At 55.0% G+C, this 25,944-nt stretch carries 20 protein-coding genes and 1 tRNA gene; 10 read left to right on the plus strand and 11 right to left on the minus strand.

Going from position 1 to position 25,944, the window contains the following annotated elements:
• Window positions 1–5: 5 nt before the first annotated feature.
• Together kduI and PGR91_RS10820 are read right to left on the minus strand one after the other, a co-directional pair.
• Window positions 6–842 carry a 5-dehydro-4-deoxy-D-glucuronate isomerase gene (gene kduI / locus PGR91_RS10815; RefSeq protein WP_055206364.1) on the minus strand — a complete coding sequence of 279 codons (837 nt, stop codon included), beginning with the start codon at window positions 840–842 and terminating at the stop codon, window positions 6–8.
• 24 nt (window positions 843–866) lie between these two features.
• Window positions 867–1,937, minus strand: a complete 1,071-nt coding sequence (locus PGR91_RS10820) for a LacI family DNA-binding transcriptional regulator (RefSeq protein ID WP_228385776.1) — start codon at window positions 1,935–1,937, stop codon at window positions 867–869.
• Window positions 1,938–2,117: 180 nt separating this feature from the next.
• On the opposite strand from PGR91_RS10820, the gene PGR91_RS10825 reads away from it, so the two are divergent.
• The 3 genes from PGR91_RS10825 to PGR91_RS10835 all read left to right on the plus strand — a co-directional run bounded on the left by PGR91_RS10825 (window position 2,118) and on the right by PGR91_RS10835 (window position 5,803).
• Window positions 2,118–3,347, plus strand: a complete 1,230-nt coding sequence (locus tag PGR91_RS10825) for a glycoside hydrolase family 88 protein (RefSeq protein WP_118656870.1) — start codon at window positions 2,118–2,120, stop codon at window positions 3,345–3,347.
• A gap of 149 nt (window positions 3,348–3,496) precedes the next feature.
• Window positions 3,497–3,928: a hypothetical protein gene (locus PGR91_RS10830; RefSeq protein ID WP_101573219.1), complete on the plus strand. Its 432-nt coding sequence runs from the start codon at window positions 3,497–3,499 to the stop codon at window positions 3,926–3,928.
• An 18-nt stretch (window positions 3,929–3,946) separates the two neighbouring features.
• Window positions 3,947–5,803, plus strand: coding sequence for a heparinase II/III domain-containing protein (locus tag PGR91_RS10835; protein ID WP_118656872.1), 1,857 nt, complete (start codon window positions 3,947–3,949; stop codon window positions 5,801–5,803).
• Between the two features lie 59 nt (window positions 5,804–5,862).
• On the opposite strand, the gene PGR91_RS10840 is transcribed toward PGR91_RS10835, so the two are convergent.
• The 3 genes from PGR91_RS10840 to PGR91_RS10850 are packed head-to-tail and all read right to left on the minus strand — an operon-like array spanning window position 5,863 to window position 8,713.
• The gene (locus tag PGR91_RS10840; protein ID WP_101573223.1) at window positions 5,863–6,315 is read right to left on the minus strand and encodes a GNAT family N-acetyltransferase; all 453 of its coding nucleotides are present in this window, start codon (window positions 6,313–6,315) and stop codon (window positions 5,863–5,865) included.
• An 18-nt stretch (window positions 6,316–6,333) separates the two neighbouring features.
• Window positions 6,334–6,657, minus strand: a complete 324-nt coding sequence (locus PGR91_RS10845; RefSeq protein WP_101573225.1) for a cupin domain-containing protein — start codon at window positions 6,655–6,657, stop codon at window positions 6,334–6,336.
• Window positions 6,658–6,670: 13 nt separating this feature from the next.
• On the minus strand, window positions 6,671–8,713 hold the full coding sequence (locus PGR91_RS10850) for an alpha-amylase family glycosyl hydrolase (protein ID WP_118457271.1): 2,043 nt from the start codon (window positions 8,711–8,713) through the stop codon (window positions 6,671–6,673).
• Between the two features lie 146 nt (window positions 8,714–8,859).
• Here PGR91_RS10850 and PGR91_RS10855 point away from each other — a divergent pair, with 146 nt between their 5' ends.
• The 5 genes from PGR91_RS10855 to PGR91_RS10875 all read left to right on the plus strand — a co-directional run bounded on the left by PGR91_RS10855 (window position 8,860) and on the right by PGR91_RS10875 (window position 15,624).
• Window positions 8,860–10,383: a peptide MFS transporter gene (locus PGR91_RS10855; RefSeq protein WP_055206335.1), complete on the plus strand. Its 1,524-nt coding sequence runs from the start codon at window positions 8,860–8,862 to the stop codon at window positions 10,381–10,383.
• A 43-nt stretch (window positions 10,384–10,426) separates the two neighbouring features.
• Window positions 10,427–11,737, plus strand: coding sequence for an acetylxylan esterase (locus tag PGR91_RS10860; RefSeq protein WP_180951569.1), 1,311 nt, complete (start codon window positions 10,427–10,429; stop codon window positions 11,735–11,737).
• Between the two features lie 127 nt (window positions 11,738–11,864).
• Window positions 11,865–12,638, plus strand: a complete 774-nt coding sequence (locus PGR91_RS10865) for an MBL fold metallo-hydrolase (RefSeq protein WP_153498401.1) — start codon at window positions 11,865–11,867, stop codon at window positions 12,636–12,638.
• A gap of 4 nt (window positions 12,639–12,642) precedes the next feature.
• A complete protein-coding gene (locus PGR91_RS10870) occupies window positions 12,643–14,754 on the plus strand; it encodes a B12-binding domain-containing radical SAM protein (RefSeq protein WP_118656874.1) in 2,112 nt (703 codons plus the stop codon).
• A gap of 57 nt (window positions 14,755–14,811) precedes the next feature.
• Window positions 14,812–15,624, plus strand: coding sequence for an SDR family oxidoreductase (locus PGR91_RS10875; RefSeq protein ID WP_118656876.1), 813 nt, complete (start codon window positions 14,812–14,814; stop codon window positions 15,622–15,624).
• 184 nt (window positions 15,625–15,808) lie between these two features.
• On the opposite strand, the gene uvrA is transcribed toward PGR91_RS10875, so the two are convergent.
• Both uvrA and PGR91_RS10885 read right to left on the minus strand, forming a co-directional pair.
• The gene (gene uvrA / locus PGR91_RS10880) at window positions 15,809–18,634 is read right to left on the minus strand and encodes an excinuclease ABC subunit UvrA (protein WP_118656878.1); all 2,826 of its coding nucleotides are present in this window, start codon (window positions 18,632–18,634) and stop codon (window positions 15,809–15,811) included.
• Window positions 18,635–18,662: 28 nt separating this feature from the next.
• Entirely contained in the window at window positions 18,663–19,565 is a 903-nt protein-coding gene (locus tag PGR91_RS10885; protein ID WP_101573237.1) for a lytic transglycosylase domain-containing protein, read from the minus strand.
• Between the two features lie 167 nt (window positions 19,566–19,732).
• Between PGR91_RS10885 and PGR91_RS10890 the strand changes: the two genes are divergently transcribed.
• Window positions 19,733–20,575 (plus strand): S1 RNA-binding domain-containing protein, encoded by an 843-nt coding sequence (locus PGR91_RS10890; RefSeq protein ID WP_118457262.1) that lies wholly within the window; start codon window positions 19,733–19,735, stop codon window positions 20,573–20,575.
• A gap of 25 nt (window positions 20,576–20,600) precedes the next feature.
• Here the strand turns inward: PGR91_RS10890 and PGR91_RS10895 are convergent, their stop codons facing one another.
• Window positions 20,601–20,873 carry a hypothetical protein gene (locus PGR91_RS10895; RefSeq protein ID WP_101573241.1) on the minus strand — a complete coding sequence of 91 codons (273 nt, stop codon included), beginning with the start codon at window positions 20,871–20,873 and terminating at the stop codon, window positions 20,601–20,603.
• Between the two features lie 473 nt (window positions 20,874–21,346).
• Entirely contained in the window at window positions 21,347–23,617 is a 2,271-nt protein-coding gene (locus tag PGR91_RS10900) for a GH92 family glycosyl hydrolase (RefSeq protein WP_259336737.1), read from the minus strand.
• Between the two features lie 474 nt (window positions 23,618–24,091).
• Between PGR91_RS10900 and PGR91_RS10905 the strand changes: the two genes are divergently transcribed.
• On the plus strand, window positions 24,092–24,244 hold the full coding sequence (locus tag PGR91_RS10905; RefSeq protein ID WP_180951570.1) for a hypothetical protein: 153 nt from the start codon (window positions 24,092–24,094) through the stop codon (window positions 24,242–24,244).
• 100 nt (window positions 24,245–24,344) lie between these two features.
• On the opposite strand, the gene PGR91_RS10910 is transcribed toward PGR91_RS10905, so the two are convergent.
• Both PGR91_RS10910 and PGR91_RS10915 read right to left on the minus strand, forming a co-directional pair.
• Window positions 24,345–24,416: transfer RNA gene (locus PGR91_RS10910), tRNA-Thr, on the minus strand.
• A gap of 112 nt (window positions 24,417–24,528) precedes the next feature.
• Window positions 24,529–25,920 (minus strand): DUF5723 family protein, encoded by a 1,392-nt coding sequence (locus PGR91_RS10915; RefSeq protein WP_257937104.1) that lies wholly within the window; start codon window positions 25,918–25,920, stop codon window positions 24,529–24,531.
• Window positions 25,921–25,944: the final 24 nt, after the last annotated feature.

Below are 25,944 nucleotides of genomic sequence, written 5' to 3' on the forward strand. Positions count from 1 at the left end.
CTTCGTTATTTTAGATCGGTTACGGCGCAGGTGTCCATATCCCCGTAATCGAGGTTTTCGCCGGCCATGCCCCAAATGAACGTATAGTTATGGGTCGCGCAGGCCGAATGGATCGACCAGGCCGGGGAGATCACCGCCTGGTGCTTCCGCATCCAGATGTGGCGGGTCTGTTGCGGCTGCCCCATAAAATGGCATACGGCCGCGTCCGCCGGAAGTTCGAAATAAAAATAGGCTTCCATGCGCCGGTTGTGCGTATGGGCCGGCATCGTGTTCCACACGCTGCCCGGTTCGAGTTCGGTCATTCCCATTTGCAACTGACAGGTCGGAAGCACCTGTTTGACAATCAGTTTATTGATCGTACGCGCGTTCGAATCTTCGAGCGAGCCCATTTTGGCGACGACCGCGTCGGACTTGGTTACTTTCCGATCGGGATAGTTCCGGTGGGCCGGTGCGGAATTGATGTAGAACAGGGCCGGTGCGGAAGCGTCCGCAGAACGAAACGTTACCGTCCGGTCGCCGCTGCCGAGGTAGAGAGCCTCCTTGTAATTCAGTTCGAACGTGTTGTCGCCGGCTTGTACCGTGCCTTTTCCGCCGACGTTGATGATCCCGAGTTCACGGCGATGCAGGAAAAAGGGAGCTTTCAGCGGGTCGATCGGCGTCAGTTCGAGCGGTCGGCCGACTGGCATGATCCCTCCGACGATCAGTCGGTCGTAAGCCGAATAGACGAGCCGGATATCGTCCGGTTCGAACAGTTTTTCGATCAGGAATTCCCTGCGGAGCCTGTCGGTGTCGTACCCCTTCGCATCGTCCGGGTGTGCGGCATAGCGTTCTTCGTATTGCATATCGTTTTTCAAATAATAAATTTGTTATTCGGTTCTTTTCCGTTGCGAGGATTCGCGGACGATCAGTTTAGGGGGAATCACGATGTCCATGTAAGGCCCTCCGTCGAGTTTATCCAGCAGCATCTGCGCGGCGGCGCTTCCCATCCGGTAACCGAATTGTTCGACCGAAGTGAAACTGGGGGTGATCAGCTCGCAGAACGGTTCGTTGGCAAATCCGGCCAGCGCCATGTCGTCCGGGACGCGGAGTCCGTGTTCGCGCAGCGACCGGTAGGCCCCGAGAGCTGCATAATCGCCGGCGAAGAAGACGGCTTCGGGCAGCGTCTCCCCGGCGGCAAACAGTCGTTCCATCGCTTTATAGCCTCCTTCTTCGGTCGTCGCACCTTCGGCGATCCAGTCGGAGAGCGGTTCGATTCCGTGACGGCGCAGCGCGTCCTCGTAACCCGTCCTCCGGTTTTTCCAAATGCTGACGCGTTGCGATCCGGCATAGTGATAAATCCGGCGGTATCCCTGTCCGATCAAGTGCTCGACCGTATCGAAGGCCCCTTTGTAATCGTCCAGCAAAACGGTGCCCGCGTCCAGCCCGGGAGCGTAACGGTCGAAAAGCACCAGCGGCATACCGTAACGGGATAATGCCCGGTAATGCGTATAATCCCCGGCGCCCGATGCCAACGAGGCGATCACGCCGTCCACCTTGCCGTGCAGAAAACTGTTCAGTATCCGCACTTCCCGTTCCGGATCGTTCCGGGACTGGTAGATCATCACGTCGTATCCCCGCTGCGAAGCGGCTTCCTCGATGCCGTCGATCGCCACGGAGAAAAAGTTTCGGCTGACCATCGGCACCACGACCCCGATCGTTCGGGTGCTGCCCCGCTGCAAGTTGACGGCGAATACATTGGGTTTGTAGCCCATTTCTTCGGCCGTTTTCCGGATCCGGTCGCGCATTTCGACGCTGATCGCGGGGTTATCCTGCAGCGCCCTCGATACCGTGGAAGTCGAAACCCCCAGCTTCCGCGCGATGTCGTAAATCGATATTTTTTTCGTCTTCATAAACGGTTTCTTCGCTTCTTTCGTGCAACCGATTGCAAATATAATCATTCCTTTTTACAGATCGTATCTTTCCCCGAATTTATTTGCGCTACACGCTTTGTTGTTACTATGCTTTCCCGATATTTCCTACCGGAACGGTTTGCTTTTCCGGAAAAAACGCTTTACATTTGTGCAAACGGTTGCATTGGCGGCCGAACAGTTGTAAAACCGAAAATCTGACCTGAAACTATGAAAAAGAACAAATGGGTGCCGCTGCTCGGCATCGCGGCTCTGCTGTCGGTGAATGGCGCATGCTGCAAAAGCAAATCGCCGCGAATCGATGTGAAAAAATATACGGAATCGGCGGCGCGGCAAACGGCCGGACTGTATGACAAACTGATGGCTACCGGCGAACGCAAATCCCCGCAAAATTTCCAGAACGGGGTGAACCGTTACTGCGCTTACGAAGGGTGGATCAGCGGTTTCTTCCCCGGTTCGCTGTGGTTTCTGTACGAGCTGACCGGTGATCCGCAGTGGAAAACGCGCGCGTCGGAACAGACCGAACGACTCGAACGGATCAAAAACCTGACTTCGGATCACGACATCGGATTCCGAATGGGATGCAGTTACGGCAACGGTTACCGAATCACCGGCGATCCGGCATACCGGGACGTGCTGATTCAGTCGGCGCGTTCGCTGGCGACGCGGTTTCAACCCGAGGCCGGCGTGATTATGTCGTGGAACCCGAACAAACGCTGGAAATGCCCGGTTATCATCGATAACATGATGAATCTCGAACTGCTGTTCAACGCTGCGATTTACAGCAGCGATTCGAGTTTCTATAAAATTGCGGTGTCGCATGCCGATAAAACGCTCGAAAACCACTACCGTGCCGACCACAGCTCTTTTCACGTCGTCGACTACGATCCGCAGACGGGAGCCGTGCGGATGAAAAATACGGCGCAGGGATACGCCGACGGTTCGGCCTGGGCGCGCGGACAGGCATGGGGACTGTACGGATTCGTGACCTGCTACCGGTTCACCGGAGACGAACGTTATTTACAGCAGGCAGAAGCGATTGCCGACTTTATTCTGAATCATCCGCGCCTGCCGGAAGACATGATCCCCTATTGGGATTTCGACGCTCCGAACATTCCGGACGAACCGCGCGACGCTTCGGCCGGAGCCATCGCCGCTTCGGCTCTGTACGAACTCGCTTTGTACAGCGACCCGAAGTATGCCGACGCGGCCGACCGGATGCTGGCTTCGCTCTCATCGGACAGTTATACGGCCCCTGTCGGGGAAAACGGAAATTTTATCCTGATGCATTCGGTGGGTAGCAAACCGGCAAATTCGGAGGTAGATGTTCCGATCGTTTATGCTGATTATTATTATCTTGAAGCGATTTACCGACACCGGCAGTTCAAGAAGTTGAAAAAGCATTTATGGGACGGGCGCCTACCTGCTTTGGGGAAATAATTGACATTTGTAAATGTTTAGGGACAGGTTTTCCGCCTACGGAAGATTCGGTTCCGGTACACAAACAACAGGAATTAATGAATAAAAAATCTCGATGGCTGGCGTGGTTCGTCGCGATCGCAGCGACCGCCGGCCTGTGATCGGATACCATGAAATACGACGGTAACAATCAACTTTTTATTGCCCGGTTCGAAGGCGGCGTTTGGAAACGGATGCGACTGATCCGCTGGAATTGCCGTTGGCACATTCAGGGCTGGGATTCCAGGCCGACCGAACTGGGCATCGGCACCCCGAAGGTTGCCGAAGACAGAAAAATCGCTTTCGGATACGATCATATCCGGGAAAGGAAAAGCCGGGTGCTGATCGACGGGAAAAGCCTGCAGCCGGTCGGAACCCGGGAGGTTTCGGATCGGGTTTCGGCGCAACTTCGTGCCGTCGCGTCTTCGTTCCCGGGTATGCGGGTACATACGCTTCTGCGCGACAATCACCTATTGCGCTGGGAGACGTCGCCGACAAACAACGACCGCAAGCCTGCGGCGATTCCGCTGCCTTCGGAGTTGGTGCTCTATAAAATTCGTTAAAATTCAAAATCGTCCAAAATGAATGCGAAAGGTATCGTACTTGTAGTCGTAATTTCTTTCTTTGCAACGTTATCCGGCGCCGATAATAAAGTTTCGATAGATATCGGGAAACTTCCTCCGCATCCGCGCATTCTGTTATGCAAAGGGGCCGAGAAAGCTTTGAAAAAACAAGCGAAACTGCCGGTATGGAACGGGTTGTACGAATCCATTTTGCAGGCATGCGATACGATGCTCGGGCTTCCCGTCAACGAACGGGTCGTCGTGGGACGGCGTTTGCTGGCAACCTCCCGTGAAAACCTGCGGCGCATCCTTTTCCTCGGATTTGCCTACCGGATGACCGGTGAAAAGAGGTATTCCGACCGGGCCGAGGCCGAAATGCTGAAAGCGGCTTCATTCTCGGACTGGAATCCGTCCCACTTTCTGGATGTGGCCGAAATGACCGCCGCCCTGGCGATCGGTTACGACTGGCTCTATCCGAAACTGTCCGAAACATCGCGGCGAACGATCCGTACCGCAATTCTCGAAAAGGGACTGAAACCTTCGTTCGGGAAAGAGCACGACGCGATCCTGAACGCGCCGACCAATTGGAATCAGGTGTGCCATTGCGGCATGGCTTACGGGGCGCTGGCGGTCGCCGAGACGGAACCCGACCTGGCCCGGCGGACGATCGAACGCGCTGTCGAAAAAGTACGTATCCCGATGCGCCATTACGCGCCGGACGGGGCTTATCCGGAAGGATACGCTTACTGGGAATACGGAACTTCTTTCAATGTATTGCTCATCAGCGCTATGGAGAATGCTTTCGGGACGGACTTCGGGTTGTGCGATGCTCCCGGTTTTCTGGAGTCCGGGAAATTCATGCTGCACATGGTCACTCCGCAGTTGCGTTCGTTCTGTTATTCCGATTGCAGCACCGACGCAGGATTGCTCCCGGCTCTGTTTTGGTTTTACCGAAAAACGGGAGACGCATCGATTCTTTGCAATCAGGGCTGGTTATTACAGGCGGACAGCCGCAAAAATCACCTGCAAGACCGGCTGCTCCCGTTGCTGTTCGTCTGGGGGCAGGGAGCGTCGCTCGACAAACCGACCGTGCCGGAAACCCTATATTGGAAAGGCGGCGGCGATAATCCCGTTTTTTTAATGCGTTCCGGCTGGAACGATCCGGACGCTCTGTATGTGGGGGTTAAAATGGGAACGCCGGGAGCCAGTCATGCCCACATGGATGTCGGCAGTTTTATTTTCGAGGCCGACGGGGTGCGCTGGGCGATCGATATGGGCGGAGAGGATTACGACCGGCTCGAAAAACGCGGGGTGGATCTGTGGAACGGAGCGCAAGGGTCGCAGCGATGGGAAGTTTTTAGATATAATAATAAAGCGCATAATACGCTTACGTTTAATGATAAACCGCAGTCGATTAAAGGAAAAGTGCAGATAAAGGATTGGCGCGATTCGACCCGGCTCCGTTACGTTGCGATGGATCTGACCCCGGTTTACGAAGGCCAGGTGCGGTATGCGGAGCGGGCCGTAGCGATGGTGGACGACTCTTATGCGGTTATCGAAGACCGAGTGGAGCCGGGACTCTATTATACCCGGATGCGCTGGACGCTCGTCACGGAAGCCACGCCCCGGATTTTGTCGGACAGCGTTCTGTTGCTGGAAAGGGGGGGGAAGCGGTGCTACGTGCGGATCGCTTCGCAGACGCCCGTCCGGTGGATAATCCGCCCGGCCGTTTCGGAAAATACTTACGATTCTCCGAATCCGGGTGTTACGATCGTCGCATTCGATACGGATCTGACATTGCGGCAAGCACAGCGGATATGCGTGTTTCTGATGCCCGGCGAAATGAAGGAGACGGCATATACTTCTGTCTTATAGTTTGCTGAAAATAAGCATTGTATTCAATCCGAACGAATCCGATACGTTAGGCGACGCAACTACATTCCGGAATGCGGCAATTCCAGATGCAGGATCGGATAGGGTCTGCCGGAACCGTCGGTTTCGCTACGGGAAACGTATCGGAATCCCAGGCGGGCGTAAAAACCCGCCGCCTGTTCGTTCTGCTCGTTGACGTCCACACGGGTAACGTGCAGGCGGTCGATTGCATATTCTACCAAATGCCGACCCAGGCCCATCTCCCGGAAGGCGGGATCGACGAACAGCATTTCGATTTTACGTTCGGATACCCCCATGAAAGCCACGATCGCGCCGTCGTTCCCGCGCAAGCCGTACAGTTCGACGCTTTTCAGGTATTCGTTCCGGATCAGCGGTTTCAGGTAGCGGATATACGCCTCGTCCAAAAAGTGATGCGTAGCGCGCACCGATGCTTCCCAGAGTGCTGTCAAGGCGTCGAAATCGGTGGCGGCGGGACGAAAAAATGTCGGATCCATCGGAAGATGCGGTTTGGATTATTCGACTGAAATGCCGATCATTACGGTCGTTTGATCGGTATGATTCCAGACGGCGTGCGCAATGCAGCCCGGTACCCGACACGATTCGGTTGGATTCAGAATTCGTTCGGAATCGCCCAATCGGATGCGGACTTGACCGCTGGTTACGATAAACAGATGGTCGTGCCGATGAGTATGCATTTCAACGGGGCCTCCGCCGCCCGGTTCGAGGTAAGCGATCGCGGCGTCGATTATTTTCCCTTCCCTGCCGAACAGTTTTTTCGCCCGGAAAAGAAGGTGGTCGGCAGGAGTGATAAAATCTTTTAAATCATTGAAATCCATCAGTTCGATTCATTTAACGATTCATTCTGGTCAGCACGAGGGCCGACCGGCACAGGTTGTAGATGCGGATGTATGGCCGCGTACTGCCGTCGCTGTCGGTCTGCGAAAAACTGAACGCTTTCACAGCCGGGTCGATCCGGCCGTAACCGCCGAATTCGGGAGCGTCGGAAGTCAGTACGATCCGGTAACGGCCCGGTTCCGGAACCGGGATCGCATAGTCGGGAATACTGTTCCGAGGGTGCCAGTTGAATACGAAAACCGTTGTCCCGTGACTGAATGCGAGTGTTTGGTTCGCCGTATCCATTAGGTGGTTATAAGCGTACCCGCTGCCGAGGATGTCGTATTTCCGCACCAGTTTCAGCATGGCCCGGTCGAAAGCGCCCAAGTAACTGTAACGCAGAAATCCGTTCTCGGCAAGACTCCACAGACGCCGCGCGTGAGCATAGCTCCAGCCGTTCCCTTCACGCGGGAAATCGATCCATTCGGGATGTCCGAATTCGTTGCCCATAAAATTCAAATAGGCCTGTCCCGCCAGCGAGATCGTAAAAAGCCGGATCATCTTGTGCAGCGCCATGCCGCGGTCGATCACGACGTTCTGTGCGGCGCGGTTCATATCGGTGTACATCTGCTTGTTCATCAGCCGGAACGCAATGGTCTGGTCGCCGACCAATGCCTGGTCGTGCGACTCGCAGTAGGCCACCGTTTTGACATAAGGCAGCCGGTCGGTCATCATGTTCCACATCTGCCAGATGTCCCACTGTTCGTCAGGCACTTCTTTCAGCAGTTTGATCCAGAAGTCGGGCACGGCCATGCCGAGCCGGTAGTCGAACCCTACCCCGCCCTCTTCGGCCGCGGCGCACATGCCGGGCATACCGCTGACGTCCTCGGCAATCGTGACGGCGTGCGGATACAGGTCGTGGATCAACCGGTTGGCCAGCGTCAGGTAACATAGCGCCTCTTCGTTGACCTCCGGGCTGAAATATTTCTCGCGGCTGTCGAACTCCGTATAACCGTGGTGATAATAGATCATCGACGTGACCCCGTCGAAACGGAACCCGTCGAAATGAAACTCCGTCAGCCAGTATTTGATGTTGGAGAGCAGGAAATGACGCACTTGCTCCTTGCCGTAATCGAACAGCTTCGAATCCCAGTACGGATGATCGCCGGCTTTGCCGGCCGGCGAATAGAGGTGATCCGTGCCGTCGAGCTCGTTTAGCCCTTCGTTGATATTTTTCACGTAATGCGAATGTACCAGATCCATAATCACCGCCAACCCCATCGTATGCGCCTTGCGCACCAGGGCTTTCAGTTCTTCCGGAGTGCCGAAGCGCGACGACGGGGCGAAAAAATTGCTGACATGGTATCCGAAACTGCCGTAATAGGGGTGTTCGGCGACCGCCATCAATTGAATCGTGTTGTAGCCCGCTTTTTTGATATGCGGCAGGATCGTTTTGATAAATTCGCAGTATGTGCCGACTCCTTCCTTTTCCTGGGCCATCCCGACATGGCACTCGTAAATCAGCAGACTGCCTACGGAGGCGATATCGAACGAATCGCCGCGCCAGTCGAACGGCTCGGCGGGAGCCCATAATTGCCCCGTGTAATCTTTGGTATGTTCGTCCTGCACGACCCGCCGGATGTACGACGGAATGCGTTCGAGCCAGCCGTTGTCGCCATGCACCAGCATTTTGACCTTCGAACCGTGTACCAGGCGTTCCCCATAGGTCTCGTCCGGCAAAAAGACGCTCCATACGCCGCAGCCGTCCTTTTTCAGCGGTAACTGCGTGCGCTGCCAGCCGTTGAAGTCGCCGAACAGGTACACATCCTTCGCGCCGGGCAGCCATTCGCGGAACCACCAGCCCCGCAGCGCGTCGTCATACTGAAATCCGAAATAAAAATAGCCGTTGGCATACTCGGTCAGCGAACCGCATTCCTTCCCGATGGCGGACAGCCGCTCCCGGTAACGGTCGTAACGCCGCAGCATATCCTCCGCATTGGGCTCAAGCCACGGATCCTTTTTCACGATCGGTAATTGCGCTATGGTTTCAGTCTTCATAATTACGGTCTGTTTCCACGTTAAAGTTAATCAAAATCCGACGAAGGGCAAATCAAACGAAAAATTTGCCCTATCTTTGCGTATCCGGACATACGGCTCCGGAGACCGGCAGGGCTGCCGGCGCCAACCTAAACCACTGATGTATTATGTTTAAAAACCACCCTAAGGGATTGCTTCCCGCTGCGCTGGCCAATATGGGCGAGCGCTTCGGATTTTATACCATGATGGCGATCCTCACGCTGTTTTTGATGTCCAAATTCGGACTCGACAAAACCAATGCCGGACTGATCTACTCGGTATTCTATTTTTCGATCTACATTCTCGCCTTCGTCGGCGGGCTGATCGCCGATAAGACCCGGAATTACAAGGGAACCATTCTGGTCGGGCTGATCGTTATGGCGCTGGGATACCTGCTGATCGCCGTCCCTACGCCGACTCCGGTCCGGAACGTACCGTTGTTCCTGACCGTCACCTGTGTCGGCCTGTTTACGATCGCCTTCGGCAACGGTCTGTTCAAAGGCAACTTACAGGCTCTGGTAGGACAGATGTACGATAACGAGAAATACGAAAAAATGCGGGATTCGGGGTTTTCGCTGTTCTACATGTTTATCAACGTCGGAGCTATTTTCGCGCCGCTCGCCGCCGTGGGCATGAGAAACGGCTGGTTGTCCTCGCAGGGATTCCTGTACGACCCGGATCTGCCGGAGTTGTGCCACGGTTTCCTGAGAAACTCGCTTTCGCCGGAAGCTACGGCGCGGTTTCAGGAGCTCGCCGCAACGGTCAGCAAAAACGGCGCTCCGACCGACATGACCGCATTTGCCGACGGGTATCTGGGCGCTTTCGCCACCGGATTCCATTTTGCTTTCGGGATCGCTATTTTCGCCATGTTGATTTCGCTGGTCATTTACCTGGCCAACAAACGGAAGCTGCCCGACCCCCGCAAATTGACCGCTTCCGGAGCGACTTCCGACCCGCATACGGTGCGTATGGCCGCCGCCGAAGTGAAAAAACGGATATGGGCTTTGATCGCCGTTTATGCGGTCGTTATTTTCTTCTGGTTCTCTTTTCACCAGAACGGGCTGACGCTTACTTTTTTCGCAAAAGATTACACGCTGCTGAAAATCGGTTCGCTCGATCTTTCCGCAGAGATATTTCAGTCGATGAATCCGTTTTTCGTCGTATTTCTGACGCCTGCGGTGCTGGCGTTTTTCGGATGGATGCGGGCCAACGGCCGGGAACCGTCCACGCCGGCTAAGATCGCCATCGGGATGGGAATCGCCGCAACGGCCTACCTGGTCATGATGCTCGGCTCGCTGAATCTTCCGTCGGCGGCCGAGGTCGAAGCGATGGGAGGACTGCCCGATTCGGAAAGCGTCACCCCGTTTCTGCTGATCGGCACTTACCTGATACTGACGATCGCCGAACTATTCATCAGTCCGCTCGGCATATCGTTCGTGTCGAAGGTGGCTCCGCCGCAATACCAGGGATTGATGCAGGGCGGGTGGCTCGGTGCCACGGCCATAGGCAATCAACTGCTGTTTATCGGGGCCGTTCTTTACCAGACGATCCCGATCTGGCTCACCTGGGGAATGTTCGTGGTCGTTTGCCTGATCTCGATGATCGTGATGTTCTCGATGCTGAAATGGCTGAACCGGATCACCAAACAATAGAGTTTAAACTTCCGAATAACCATAAAGCTACGAACTCATGAAAATGACAAAGTATTTGTCGCTGCTGCTCGGCATTCTGCCGACAGCGCCGCTTTGCGCGCAATGGGAACTGAACGAGGCGGACGGTTACCGGCTGATTGTTGTCACCGACCGCCCGGATGCCTTGTATGCCCGGGGGGATGAGATCCGTTTCATCGTCACGCTCGAAAAGGACGGCGCTCCCGTTAGCGGCGACCGGGTGGCGTGGTGCGTCACCAAAGACACCTGGGATCCGAAAACCGAGGGACAAGTGGCGATGCGGGACGGGAAAGCGGTGCTGGGCGGCAACGTATTGCATGAACCCGGTTTTTTCCAGTGCATGGCGCGTTACGCGACGCCTCAGGGAACCGAACTGCATGCGATGGCCGGCGCGGCCGTCGATCCGGAGCAGATCGCGCCCAGTATGCCGGAGCCTAAGGATTTTATGAGCTATTGGAAACGCGAGATAAAGAAGCAAGCCAAAATACCGATGAACATCCGGGTGACCCGGGTGCCGTATCCGGAGGATCCGTCGGTCGAAATGTTCGACATTCAGGCCGACTGCCAGGCCGGAAACTTTTCCGCCTGCTATGCTTACCCGAAAGGGGCTGCGGACAAATCCCTGCCCGCGCTGGTCACGCTGAACGGGGCCGGAGTGAAAAGCTCGCGGCTGTACTGGGCGGCCTACTGGGCTAAGGACGGGTTGTGCGTCCTCGACTTTAACGTGCACGGGCTGCCGAACGGTCGGCCGGACTCCTATTACCGCCAATTGGAAGACGGCGAATTGCATAACTATTTTTTGTTCGGACGCGACGACCGCAATACGATGTTTTTCCACGAAATGATCATGCGTCTGCTGCGAGCCATCGACGTAATCACCGTCCAACCGCAGTGGGACGGCGAGAACCTGATCGTGCAGGGTTGCAGCCAGGGCGGAGCGCAGGCGATCATCGCCGGAGCCCTCGATCCCCGGGTAGACCTGGTTTGTTCTGAAATTCCGGGGATGTGCGACCATACCGGTATGCTGGTCGGCCGGGTCAGTTGCTGGCCGAAGCTGGTTACGAATACTCCGAACGGGAAACCCGATCCGAAACGACTGGAAGCGGCGCGCTATTACGACCTTGTCAACTTCGCTCGTCACGTAAAGGTTCCCACGTACGTGACGGTAGGCATGATCGATTCGGTGTGTCCGCCGACGACGGTTTATGCGATGTTCAACCAACTGCCGTGCGACAGGCATATTCAGCAGTTGCCTCTGGGACACGTTCAATCCGGAGAGGGCGAGAACAATTCGCGCAGGGCGATGCAGGAATTCCTCCGCAGGAAGCGCGAATAAGGATGCGGTCACTGTAAACCGATCGGAAAGGCACGGAAATTCTCCGCGCCTTTTTCCGTTTTGCCGGCCGCCCGTTCGACGGGGATAATTTTTTGCTATCTTTGAAGTTAAATTTGCGAGACGATTTATGATCAGACTTACTTTTTTAGGAACGGGGACTTCTCAGGGCGTGCCGGTTATTTCGTGCGGCTGCTGGGTCTGCCGTTCCGACGACAGCCGCGACAAACGGTTGAGAACATCGGCCCTCGTGGAAACCGGCCGGACTACCCTGCTAATCGATGCTGGGCCGGATTTCCGGCAGCAGATGCTCCGCGAATCGGTCGGTAAGCTCGACGGCATCCTGCTGACACACGAACACAAAGATCATATAGCCGGGCTGGACGACGTGCGCGCTTTCAATTACGTTACCGGCAAGCCAGTCGATATTTATGCCGAAGAGCGGGTGCAACGGCGGGTGAAACAGGATTTCGACTATGCGTTTTCCGAAAATCCCTACCCGGGGGTTCCCGAGATCCGGCTGCATACGATTCTGCCGGACGCTCCGTTTCGGATCGGCGACGCCGAAATCGTTCCGATCCGCGGCATACATTATAAGTTGCCCGTTTTCGGATTCCGGATCGGCCGGCTCGCCTACCTGACCGACATGAACCGCATCGACGACCGCGAGCTCAAAAAGATCGAAGGAGTGGATACGCTGGTTATCAACGCCCTGCGAAAAGAACATCACCTGTCGCATTTCACGCTGGACGAAGCGTTGCATATCTGTTATCGGGTGTCGCCCCGTGCCGCCTACCTGACCCATATTTCCCACCAAATGGGCCGTCATGCGACCGAGGAAAGGGCATTGCCGGAAGGGGTGCATTTCGCCTACGACGGACTGACGGTCGAGATACCCGATTAACCGCATGGAAAGACTGTTATTGATTACGCCGCCGTTTACCCAGGTCAACTGTCCCTATCCGGCAACGGCTTACCTGAAAGGATACCTGGAACGGAAAGGTTTCCCGGTCGATCAGTTCGACCTGTCGATCGAACTGATCGGCGCGATCTTCACGAAAGAATTCCTGCAACGGCTTTTCGATCGTTATCCCGGCAGCGAGGACGAAAATATTCGGCTGATTTACCGGATGCGGGAGCGCTACACGGCGACCGTGGACGCCGTAACGGATTTTCTGCGGGGAAAGGACGGCACGCTGGCCACCCGGATCTGTACCGGAGAGTATCTGCCGCAAGCCGCCCGGTTTGGGGCCGTCGAGGACCTCGGCGATTATTTCGGAACGCTCGGCACGACCGAATGCGCCCGGTTTCTTTGTACGCTTTACATGCAGGATATCAGCGACTTCATCCGCGCGACGGTTACCGGAAATTTTGAGATCGTCCGTTACGGCGAACGGATTTCGCTGGCAATCGAATCGTTCGCGCAATTGGAGGCCGAACTGGCGCTTCCGCCGAATCCGATCGAAGAACGGATGAACGAATTATTAGGCGAGAGGATCGAAGTCCTGCGACCGTCTTTCGTCGGATTCACGGTGCCGTTTCCAGGTTGCCTGCTCGCCACGTTGCGCTGCGCCCAATTTATCCGCAACCGCTATCCCGGGATCCGGATTATCGTCGGCGGAGGATATCCGACGACCGAACTGCGCAGTATGAGCGACAAAAAGATTTTCGACTACGTCGATTATGTGATTCTGGACGACGGGGAAGCGGCGCTCGAAAGAATCCTCGTTTCCGGAGAGCTGTTGCATACTTATACGAGAGAAGGGTATCACGACGGAGACGAAACGATTACGCACCTGCAACGCGGTTGTCCCGATTTTGCCGACCTGCCGCACGACCGTTACCTGTCGCTGTTGGAGGTGACCAATCCGATGCATCGTCTGTGGAGCGACGGCCGCTGGAACAAAATGATGATCGCGCACGGTTGTTATTGGGGGAAATGTGCGTTCTGCGATACTTCGCTCGATTATATCCGCCGGTACGACAGCGTTCCGGCCGAATGTTTCGTGGACTGGATGGAGCAGGTAATCGCTCAGACGGGCAGTCGCGGTTTCCATTTCGTCGACGAAGCCGCCCCGCCCCGGTTGCTGAAAGAGATTTCGATCGAAATCCTGCGCAGGCGGCTGAACGTCGTCTGGTGGACGAACGTGCGCTTCGAGAAGAGTTTTACCGGCGATCTGTGCCAACTGATGGCCTCAGCGGGTTGCATCGCGGTGTCGGGCGGCCTGGAGGTCGCTTCGAACCGTTTGCTGAAGATGATGAACAAAGGCGTCGATATCGAACAGGCGACCCTTGCCATGCGGAATTTATGCGACGCAGGAATCCTGGTGCACACGTACCTGATGTACGGTTTCCCGACCGAGACACTGCAGGAAAGCGTCGATTCGCTGGAAGTCGTGCGGCAGTTGTTTCGCGCCGAACTGGTGCATTCGGCATTCTGGCACCGTTATGCGATGACCGTCCACAGCCCGAGCGGGCGGAATCCCGAAGAGTACGGAGTCAAACGGCGCAACGCCCATGTGCATCTGTTTGCCAATAACGAAGTGGCGTTCGTCGAAAACCGGGGATACAACATCCGCCAGGTAGGAGAAGCGCTGAATGAAGCGTTGGCGAATTACATGTACGGCAGCGGCATCGACCGGCCGGTGCACAAATGGTTTGCCGGGAAAGTGCCTCCCGCGACGGTGGACGCGACCCTGGTCGCCGACCAACTGATTAAACCCGACGCCGCCAGACTATACAACGAAAAAGCGCGGATAATCTGGATCGGCCTGCCGCCGGAACGCAGCGAAGAAGGGATTGCGCTGTACGGAGCCTCCGGTGCCAAAGTCGTCCGGTTCAAACCGCACGAGACCGCTTTTCTGTTGCGAATCATGTCGCTTGCTGCAGATCTGTCGCAGACCGTTACGTTCGGACAGGCCTCCAAACTTTTCGGTACGTATAGCGACGAATCGTTCGTCGCATTCTACCTGTCGAAAAAGTGGGATATATTGCGCTCGTTCGGACTGCTTCAGGTGTAGATTGCAAACGGCATTTTTTTATATAAAGAATTTGTTTATGTAAAATAGATTAATACGATGAATTTTAAAGATAAAGTAGTAATTATTACCGGGGCGTCGTCCGGAATCGGATATGCGCTGGTTTATGAATTCGCTTCGCACGGCGCAAAAATCGCGCTCGGAGCGAGATCGGAAGGGAAGTTGGCCCGGATCGCCGAAGATTTGGAGACGCGCGGAACAGAAGCCGTTTATGAGGCGACCGACGTGACCCGGGAAGCGGATTGCAGACGGCTGATCGAACGGACGGTCGAACGATTCGGCCGGATCGACATTTTGATCTGTAATGCGGGGATCTCGATGCGCGCGTTGTTCGACGACGTCGACCTGGATGTACTTCGTCAGCTGATGGACGTCAATTTTTGGGGAGCCGTTTACTGCACCAAATATGCCCTACCCTATCTGCAAGCCTCGAAGGGATCGATCGTCGGCGTATCGTCGGTGGCCGGTATCCACGGTTTGCCGGGACGCACGGGCTATTCGGCTTCGAAATACGCGATGACGGGATTTATGGAGACTATCCGTATTGAAAACCTGAAAAAAGGCGTGCACGTAATGATCGCGGCCCCCGGCTTCACGGCGTCGAATGTCCGCTTCTCGGCATTGACGGCCGACGGATCGGCTCAGGGCGAATCTCCGCGCGAGGAAGAGAAGATGATGAGCGCGGCCGAAGTCGCGCACCGGATCGTTCGGGGAATCAGCCGTCGCAAACGCACCCTGTTGATGGAATTCAACGGAAGGGCTACGATGTTGATTAAAAAATTTGCGCCCGGATTGCTGGATAAGCTCTATTACAACCACATGGCCAAAGAGCCGGACTCTCCGTTCAAATGACGGACGGTAGTTATCGACAGGTTGTAAACATTCTGTCGACCGATTTCGATAAAACTACAAACAACAAAAGAGCGCTTATAAACATAAAGCGCTCTTTTGTTTATAGTTTGTCAACTTGTTTTCAACAATGAGAATAGGATCGCGGACAGCCGCGAATCGCATTGTCCGCAACAGCGACAGAAGGTTAACGTTTCAATAACGGTTTCAGGAATTGTCCCGTATAGCTTTTCTTAACGGAGGCGACCTGTTCCGGCGTTCCGGTTGCGATCAGGCGCCCGCCTCCGGAACCGCCCTCCTGGCCGATGTCGATCAGGTAGTCCGAGACCTTGACCACATCCAGGTTATGTTCGATCACAATCACGGTGTTCCCTTTGTCTACCAGCTTGTTCAGTACGTCCAGCAATACGCGCACATCTTCGAAATGAAGCCCGGTAGTCGGCTCGTCCAGAATGTAGAGCGTCCGGCCGGTATCGCGTTTGGCCAGTTCGGTCGACAGCTTGATCCGCTGGCTTTCGCCGCCGGACAGCGTCGTACAGGGCTGGCCGAGCCGCAGGTATCCGAGGCCCACGTCCTGGATTGCTTTCAGTTTCATGTGAATCGACGGGATCGCTTCGAAAAATGCGGCCGCCTGGTTGATCGTCATGTTCAGCACGTCGTCGATGTTCTTCCCTTTATATTTTACTTCGAGCGTCTCGCGGTTGTAGCGGTGTCCGCCGCAGACGTTGCACTTGACGTAGACGTCGGGCAGAAAATTCATCTCGATCGTTTGTACGCCGGCTCCTCGGCAGGCTTCGCAACGGCCCCCTTTCACGTTGAACGAGAAACGTCCGGCTTTGAATCCGCGGATCTGGGCGTCGGGAGTCGATTCGAACAATTTGCGGATATCGCCGAAGACGTTCGAATAGGTCGCCGGATTGCTGCGCGGCGTCCGCCCGATCGGCGATTGGTCGACGACGATCAGTTTGTCGATGTGCTCAATACCCTCGATCCGGTCGTGTTCGAGCGGCTGTTCATAGGAGTTGTAGAGTTCACGGGCAATGGCATACCGCAGCGTGGCGTTTACCAGCGAGGATTTGCCGCTGCCGCTGACCCCCGTCACGCAGATCATCTCGCCGAGCGGAAAATCGACGGTTATATTTTTCAGGTTATTTCCCCTCGCCCCGTGTACCACGATGTGTTTTCCATTCCCCGTGCGGCGTTTTTCGGGCAGTTCGATCCGCCGGCGGCCGGTCAGGTAATCGGCCGTGATTCCGCCGGACTCCATAACCTGTTGCAACGTTCCGGATACCACGACCTCTCCGCCGCGGACACCGGCTCGCGGCCCTACGTCCACGACCCAGTCGGCATTGCGGATCATGTCTTCGTCGTGTTCCACGACAATTACCGAATTCCCCGCGTCGCGCAATGCCTTCAGACTGTTGATCAGTTTGATATTGTCGCGCTGATGCAATCCGATGCTCGGTTCGTCGAGGATATAAAGCACGTTGACCAGTTTCGACCCGATCTGAGTCGCCAGCCGGATCCGCTGGCTCTCCCCGCCGGACAGCGAACGCGAGCTGCGGTTCAGCGACAGGTAGCCCAGTCCGACGTCCAGCAGAAAACGAAGTCGTTCGCGGATCTCTTTCAGAATTTCGTGTGCGATCTGCTCCTGTTTTTTCGAAAGGCGTTTTTCGATGCCTTCCATCCAGAGGGCGAATTCCTCGATACTGAGCGCCGACAATTCGGCGATGTTTTTTCCGTCGATTTTGAAATAGAGCGCTTCCTTGCGTAGCCGGCTGCCTCCGCAGACGCTGCATACGCGCCGGACGACGAATTGTTCCTTCCATTTGTCCCCTTTGCTGGACGCAGAATCGTCGCGCTGCTTCTCTATATAATCCGCTACGCCTTCCCACGAAACCATGTAATTGCCCGTACCGCCCAATTCGCGCGCATCGATTCGCAACGGTTCGCTGTCTCCGTACAACACGGCATTCAACGCCTCCTCGTTCAGCGATTCGATCGGATCGTCGATCGTAAAGTCGTATTTCCGTCCCAGGGCTTCCAATTCGGCGAAAAGCAGGTTGTTGCGGTAGCGCCCCAACGGTTCGACCCCGCCGTCGCGGATCGATTTGCCGCCGTCGGGAACGATCCGCTCCATATCGAACACGGCCTCTTCGCCCAGCCCGTTGCAGTGCGGGCAGGCCCCTTGCGGCGAATTGAACGAAAAAGAGTGCGGAGCCGGCTCGTTGAACGCGATTCCGCTGGTGGGGCACATCAGGTGCCGGCTGTAAAACCGGACGTTGTCGTCGTCGTAATCGTACACCATCATCGTGCCCTTCCCTTGCCGCATCGCCTCCTGCAAGCTTTTCAGCAAACGGCTGCGGACATCCGGTTTCACGACGAGCCGGTCGACGACCAGTTCAACGTAGTGGATCTTATAACGATCGAGTCGCAACCCCGCGAAAATTTCTCGGATTTCGCCGTCGACCCGGGCATACAGATAGCCTTTTTTAGCCAATCCTTCGAACAATTCCCGGTAATGTCCTTTGCGACCGCGCACCAGCGGAGTCAACAAGGCGATTTTCCGACCGTCGAAGTTCCGAAGGATCAGATTGCCGATCTGATCGTCGGTATGGTGTACCATCTTTTCGCCCGTTACCGGAGAATAGGCATCCGACGCGCGGGCGAACAGCAGCCGTAGGAAGTCGTTGATTTCGGTTACCGTTCCGACCGTCGAACGCGGATTTTTGTTCGTAGTCTTTTGCTCGATGGAGATCACGGGACTCAGCCCGGTGATCTTGTCCACATCGGGACGCTCCATCGTTCCGACGAACTGCCGCGCATAGGTCGACAGCGTTTCCAGATAGCGGCGCTGTCCTTCGGCATAGATCGTATCGAAAGCCAGCGACGATTTCCCTGAGCCCGAAAGCCCCGTTATGACGGTCAGCGAATCGCGGGGAATCTCCACATCCACGTTTTTCAGGTTGTGTACCCGCGCTCCGTATATTTTTATCGTATTGTTCTCAGACATTGTATTTTCTTCACGCCCCGCGTCCGGATTAATCGTCGGTACGGAATCCTCCGTTGGGCACCTTGATAACGAAACTGCGGCGCGCTTTATTATCGTAATCGTAATCGCGTATCCAGTGGTTCAGTTCCCGCAACATCTTGTAGGTCGTCCCGTTGCTGCGCGCTACGGCGGACCAGTCGATGGCCGCATTGTCCACGGTGACCTCGTGGTAATCGGTCAACGGTTGATAATAGTCCTCCCGTGCGATCCGGTATCCGTAGGTTTCCGGGTCGGAAGCGATCAGTTTGAAAGCGAGTACCCGGAAAACATACCGCATGGTCTCGTCGGGCAGAAACAGGTCGTAATAGGAATTCACGCCCTGTTTTTCGAGACGCCTGGAGACGCCGGCTATCCCCGCGTTGAACGATGCCGCCGCCAGCGTCCAACTGCCGAGACGGGCTTTCGCATCCGCCAAATACTTGCAGGCGGCTTCGGTCGCCCGTTCGATATGGTAACGTTCGTCGACGCCGCCGGACATGAACAGTCCGGCCGATTTGGCATAAGGAGGCATCAATTGCCACAGTCCGGCGGCCCCGGCTCCGGAACGGACATCCGGATCCAGTCCGCTTTCGGCCATGCAGAGGTATTTGAAATCGTCCGGGATACCGTATTTTTTCAGGATCGGTTCGATCACCGGAAAGTAGCGCGTCGTCGCCAGCAGCGTTTGCGTCGTCCGCGAGTGCAGGTACATCGTCGTCAGCACTTCGCGCAGCAGGCTCTCACGGGTATCGTAATTTCCGAGCGGCACCGGCTCGCCGGCAAAATTCAATTCGCGGGGAAGCGACGGAACGACGACCGGAGCGCACGGATCGGTCGTCGCAGGCATCAGCGGAGGTTGGGCGCAAGCCGCGACGGAAACCGTCAGCAGGAGCGTACAGATAACGTATTTCATAGGTGTTCGATTTCTGATTAATGTACAAAGATACGAAAATATTCGCTACCGGAAGCCCCGGCGAAGCCGCGCAATCCCGATTTAACGGTAACGCCGGCAAGTTTATTGAGCTAAAAAAGATGATATGTGCCGGAAATAACTTATTTTTACGAAAAATAATTTCCATCATGTTGGTAGCAGGTCATTATTATACGCTCAAAGTCAATCGGATTTCGGACTACGGACTCTATCTCGCGGACGAAGACGGGAACGAAGTGCTGTTGCCGAATCGTTACGTATCCGTCGATTACAAACCCGGGATTTCGCTGGAAGTTTTCGTTTACCACGATTCGGAAGACCGGTTGGTGGCTACGACCGAACGCCCGCTGGCGACGGTCGGCCAGACGGCCTGCCTGAAAGTGGTCGATAAAACGGTTCACGGAGCATTTCTGGACTGGGGGCTCCCGGCCAAAGACCTGTTCCTGCCCAACCGGAATCAGTCGTCGCGCCTGGATATCGGGAAAAAGTATCCGGTCTACCTCTATACGGACAACATTACCGGACGCGTCGTTGCGACGACTTACCTGAAAGGATTTATCAACAACGTCGAGCTGACGGTATCCCCGCGCGAGGAAGTCGATATCCTGATAGCCACCGAGACTCCGATCGGATTCCGCGTCGTGATCAACGACCGGCATTGGGGTATGATCTACCGCAACCAGATTTTCCAGCCCGTAGCGGTCGGCGATCGAATGAAAGCTTACATCGTTCGCATTACCGACGACAATCGGGTTGACCTCGCCTTGCAGGGCCAGGGGTACGACGAAGTTAAAAAATCGGCCGAGCGGCTGTTGGAGATCCTGCGTAAAAACGGAAATGCGCTGCCGGTGAATGACGACAGTAAACCCGAAAAGATCCGGCAACTTACTCAGATGAGCAAAAAAACGTTCAAGCGCAGCGCCGGTTACCTGATGAAACAGGGGAAGATCGCCATGGACGGACAACAGATCCGTCTGACCGAATCCGACTGACGGGCGGGTTTACAATAAATCTATTTTAAAAATCGTTAATTATAACGGTATTTTTAGTCCATTTGGATAATTCGGAATTGTCGGAGGCATGACAAATGAACTGGGTCTCGATGCTGTTGCACGCCTTGTTGAATTTGCACACCATAACAGGCTTTTTTCCGTCGTTTCCGGGATTCGGCTTAGACTGCAGCAGTACGTTGTACTTCAGCGTGCGATCGTCATCCCGGACTATAACGGCGCTCGCCATGTCATTACCGGACGGCAAATGATAAATTTCCAAAATGACATATCTTTCCATAACCGCAAAACCGATTTACAACCGGCGCCCCTCCGGTTTTTTGCAACAAAAGAAAAGCGTGGGCCTGTAGACTTATTCAAGCTGATAAGGTTCTGGCAAACCTGCGAATGTTAAATAAGCAACAGCCCACGCTATACTTAACAGTATAGGACGTGAGAGAATTTTGCTTATTCTCCATTCTTTTGAATTTACCAGATTCTATCAACGAGAATAAAGCCTAACACTTTCCGTGTTCAAACAAGCTCGTCGCCCGAAAGCAACGAGACAAAATTAACATTTTTTTCAAACACTCCGTGCAAAATTCCTTTTTTTGGGCTGTTGCTATAATAAAAATAGCACAATCTTTCGAAAAATCCGCTATTTTATATTTATAAGATCATTGTAAATTAAATAAATATTGTCCGATATTTTGTTAAACTGAATCCTCGATTTTCCCGAAACGGCTCTTCCCGCCAGTCAACGGCCTCATTGTATTATTTGTCAGCCGGTTGCCCGGGCGATACCGGATGCTTCCTTTCCGTCGAAAACGAATACGGAAAATCTTCCGGGGCGATTCCCCGCTTTTTATTCGGAACGCGATCCATCTTCACCTGCAATTTACCTCCCCGCAGCAGATTGCCGTGGGTAAGGTGATTTTTCGTATATTTTTCTCCGTTCAGCGACGCGGAACGGATGTAACGGTTCCCGGGGCCGTTCTCCGGCGCCTCGATCGTGAACAACTTCCCGTTTTCGAATCGGAGCACCGCCTTGCGGAACAACGGCGCTCCCATTACATACTGGTCGGTACCCGGACAGACCGGATAAAAACCGAGGGCGGAAAAGACATACCAAGCCGAAGTTTGCCCGTTATCCTCGTCTCCGCAGTAGCCGTCCGCCCGGCTGTTGTACAAACGGTTCATCACCTCGCGGAGCCAGTACTGCGCCTTCCACGGCTGGCCGGCATAATCGTACAGGTAGATCATGTGCTGCACCGGCTGATTGCCGTGAGCGTAGTTTCCCATATTCATCACCTGCATCTCCCGGATCTCGTGGATAATTCCGCCGTAATAGCTGTCGTCGAACAGCGGCGGAACGTTGAATACCGAATCCAGCATCTGCACGAAACCGTCCGGACCGCCCATCAGATCGACCAACCCCTGCGGGTCGTGAAAAACGCTCCAGGTATAGTGCCAACTGTTCCCTTCCGTGAAAGCGTCGCCCCACTTCAGCGGCGAGAACGGGCTCATAAACGCCCCGTTGCGGTTGCGGCCGCGCATCAGACGGGTCTCCGGATCGAACAGGTTCCGGTAATTCATCGCCCGCTTCTCGTACAACTCGACTTCTGACCGGGGCTTTCCCAATGCTGCGGCCAGTCGCGAAATGCACCAGTCGTCGTAAGCATATTCAAGCGTGCGCGCGGCGCTTTCATTGATTTTGACATCGTAGGGAACGTATCCCAGGCGGTTGTAATATTCGTATCCGAGGCGTCCGGTAGAAGACACTTTCGGATGAACGGCCTGCGTGCCATGCACCAACCCTTCGTACAGCATTTCCGCATCCCCGACCTTCACGCCTTTGAGGTAAGCGTCCGTTAGTACGGAAGCCGAATTGTTCCCCACCATGCAGCCGCGGTGACCGGGACTCGCCCACTCCGGGAAAAAACCGCTCTCGCGGTAGGTGTTCAGCAATCCTTCCTGCATCTCCCGGCTCTGCGACGGATACATCAGGTTCAGCAGCGGAAACAGGCTGCGGAACGTATCCCAAAAACCGGTATCCGTGTACAGGTAGCCGGGCAACACCTTCCCGTTGTACGGACTGTAATGAACGACCGTTCCCCGCGCGTCGATCTCGTAAAATTTCCGCGGAAACAGCAGCGACCGGTACAGGCAGGAATAGAACGTGCTCAGTTGGTCGTCGCTGCCGCCCTCTACGTATATGCGGCTCATCGCTTCGTTCCAGGCCGATTTCCCCTGCGCGACGATCCGGTCGAACGAGTTACGGCCGAGTTCCTGCAGGTTCAGCTGCGCTTGCTCGAAACTGATAAAAGAAGAGGCTACCCGCGCATGCACGACCTCTCCGCGCCGGGTGCCGAATCCGATGACGGCTCCCGTATGATCACCGGTTTGCTCCGAAGCATCGGTCATCGAACCGTTGACGACCGTTTTGCAGAACGTGAAAGGCTTGTCGAAAACGATAACAAAGTAGTTCTTGAAATTTTTCGGAACGCCGCCGCTGTTGCGGGTCGTATAGCCGATGATCTTGTTCTCCTCGGGAATGACGCGCACGAAGGAACCCCGGTCGAAAGCATCGACGACTACGTACGAGTCCCCTTTCGGAAACGTAAAACGGAACATGGCGGCCCGGTCGGTCGGGGTGATTTCCGTCGTTACGTCGTAATCCGCCAGATAAACGCTATAATAGTACGGCTTGGCCGTTTCGGCTTTGTGCGAAAACCAGCTTGCCCGTTTGTTCTCATCGAATTCGGGGCGGCCGGTCAGGGGCATCAGCGAGAACTGTCCGTAATCGTTGATCCACGGACTGGGCTGGTGCGTCTGTTTGAATCCCCGGATCTTATCGGCCGTGTAAACATAAATCCAGCCGTTTCCCATTTTGCCGGTCTGGGGCGTCCAGAAGTTCATGCCCCACGGCCTGGCGATCGCCGGATAGGTATTGCCGGTCGACAGTTCGTAAGTAGACTGCGTTCCGATCAGCGGATTGGCGTATTCTACCGGATCGAAAGCGCGCTCCTCGCCACGGGTGTGCATCGTAACAAGCACGGCCGTCGCCGTGAGGCACAATATCTTCGTTATCTTCATATCGTTATTACTTTTTGTCCGGCACGGAAAACGTCGCCGTGGCGCAGTCCGTCCGGCTCATCAATCTCGTCTTTGAATACGCCGTCGGCATTCGCTTCGCGCACGATAGTTTCTTTTTCGTACCGGAGCGCTACGTACTCCGGTCTGCTGCCGGTATCAAATATAGGATATTTTTCCGAAATAACACAATCGAACACGGCCGACTGTCGTTCGAAATCTTTCTGCCTTTTTACGGAACGGCTCGTTTTACGCCCTTTAAAAACGAAAACGGATCGCGGATTCGGCCGGTACGGAACATAATTTGCACAGGCGTACCGAAAACGACTCGATGCAAAAAGGAAGACAGGAAGCGTTTAGCGGCGGGGTGCTGTTTGCGAGCGCCGTTGCCTTCCGGATGCGGGAACGCGCCCTGATCCGGTCGCCGTGACGCTGAACAACGGCAGGAAAAAAGCGCTCTACCAACTCAGTATCGCGGCGATCTTCGTCCATATCGCGGTCTCGATCGGCTGCTACGTCGTCGTAGCGACCGCCTGGGCGGTTCCGGCGAAAAAACTGGAACGGTCGATTGAAAAATAATGTTACCGAATCGCCCTTTCGCAAACGAAGCGAATCTAAAATCGTCCGTCGAACGGAATACGTAAAAAGGACGCTGAAAAGCGTCCTTTTTATGACCGTGAGCTGTTTACGAGACTTGAACTCGTGACCTCTTCCTTACCAAGGAAGTGCTCTACCACTGAGCTAAAACAGCAATATTTCATATCGAAACCTCGGGTGCGGCACCTTTGGTTTTGCGGGGACAAAAGTAATATTTATTTTTAAAATACCAAAACTTAGCCCGAATTATGTACGAAGAAATTCGATTACCGCCGACATTGCCGTTCTTTCCGGAGCGGAACGCTGAGCCCGAAGTACAGATTGGCCGCGGAAGCTTTGATCGGAATGAACTGCGGATTCACCTTGGTAAACATATAATCGCTGCCGACAAAGAAGTTGATCCACGACGGGCTGAAGTTAAGCGCGAAACCGAACGTCTTGAAAGCGCTGTGAACGAACGAATAGCTGACCGTCGCGGCGAACCAGTCGATCGGACGATAATTGACCGAAGCGGTCAGTTCGGTATAGATTTTCGGCTTGTAGATGCGGGTGCTGGAAAGCAGGCCGAAGCCGACCCGGTTCTGCGCTACGGAATACTCGGCGCCCACGTTGATCGTACTGCGCAGCAATGTAGTGCGACTCCGCGAAGGGGTCTCCGAAAAATGAAACAGGTTTTGCAGGTTGCCGGTCAGGTCGTCCATCTGGTCGCTCATCGAGTTGTCCGGCTGATCGTCTCCGATCGGCAGGTCGAAACCGTCGAAATCGAAATCGCCCTTTGCCGCGCCGTTGACCGTCGAGCGTTTGCTCCACGTAATGAATCCGAAATCGATCACCGCTCCGGAAACCGTAAAATTGTCCAGTACTTTAAAGGTCGCTCCGAAATCGATGGCGCTTCCGTAACCGGCCGCTCCGGGCGAATGATAGTCGAACCCGTCGATGTATTCCCGGTCGTTCTTGTCGGTGCTGAATTTCGGGCGCAGCCCCTGTACCGAAGCGGACATATACCCTTCCGAAGTAATCCGCCATGCGTCCCCGTTCATAACGGCGTGCAGATTATTGAAATAGACGTCCGCATTGCCGGCTCCGACCAAGAACTTATATTTTCCGCCGATCGTCCAACGACCGTTCAGCGGGTGCGAGTATCCGACCGATACGTCTACGTAAAAGTCGGCATATACGTGCAGTTTCTTGATATCGTAAGTCGTTCCTTCCGGCCCCGAGCCGTATTTCATGAATTCGAACAGCGATTTGGGAACGTTGCCGCTGACGGTTCCCTTGACTCCGATACCGATCGTCCAGAAACCGTGCCCGGAAAACCAGCCGGCCGAAACGATCTCGGTCGCTATGTCGGCATTCAACTGGTTGTTCGTCTTAAGTCTGCGCAGGAAAGATTCAGCAGGAACCGACGGGTCCATAAAAGTCACCAGGCGTCCGTCTGTCCGGTAAAACAGATCGCCCAGAGCCATGCCGTTCGAGGCGTACATCGCCGAAACGGAACCCGCGGCCGGGATGGCAACGAATCCCCGGACCGGACGGAAGGCCGGATTCATCGAGGTTCTCAGCGTAGCCTTGTCCATAAAATATGCGGTGCGCAGTTGCTGTGCCGCAGCCGTCAGAAAACCGCACGACAAGCAGGCGAGCAATAGGAATTTCTTCATAATCGGGTCGGGAGTTTATAACCT

Source organism: Candidatus Alistipes pullistercoris, from assembly GCF_027665465.1.
In the GTDB taxonomy this organism is placed as follows: Bacteria; Bacteroidota; Bacteroidia; order Bacteroidales; family Rikenellaceae; genus Alistipes_A; species Alistipes_A hominis.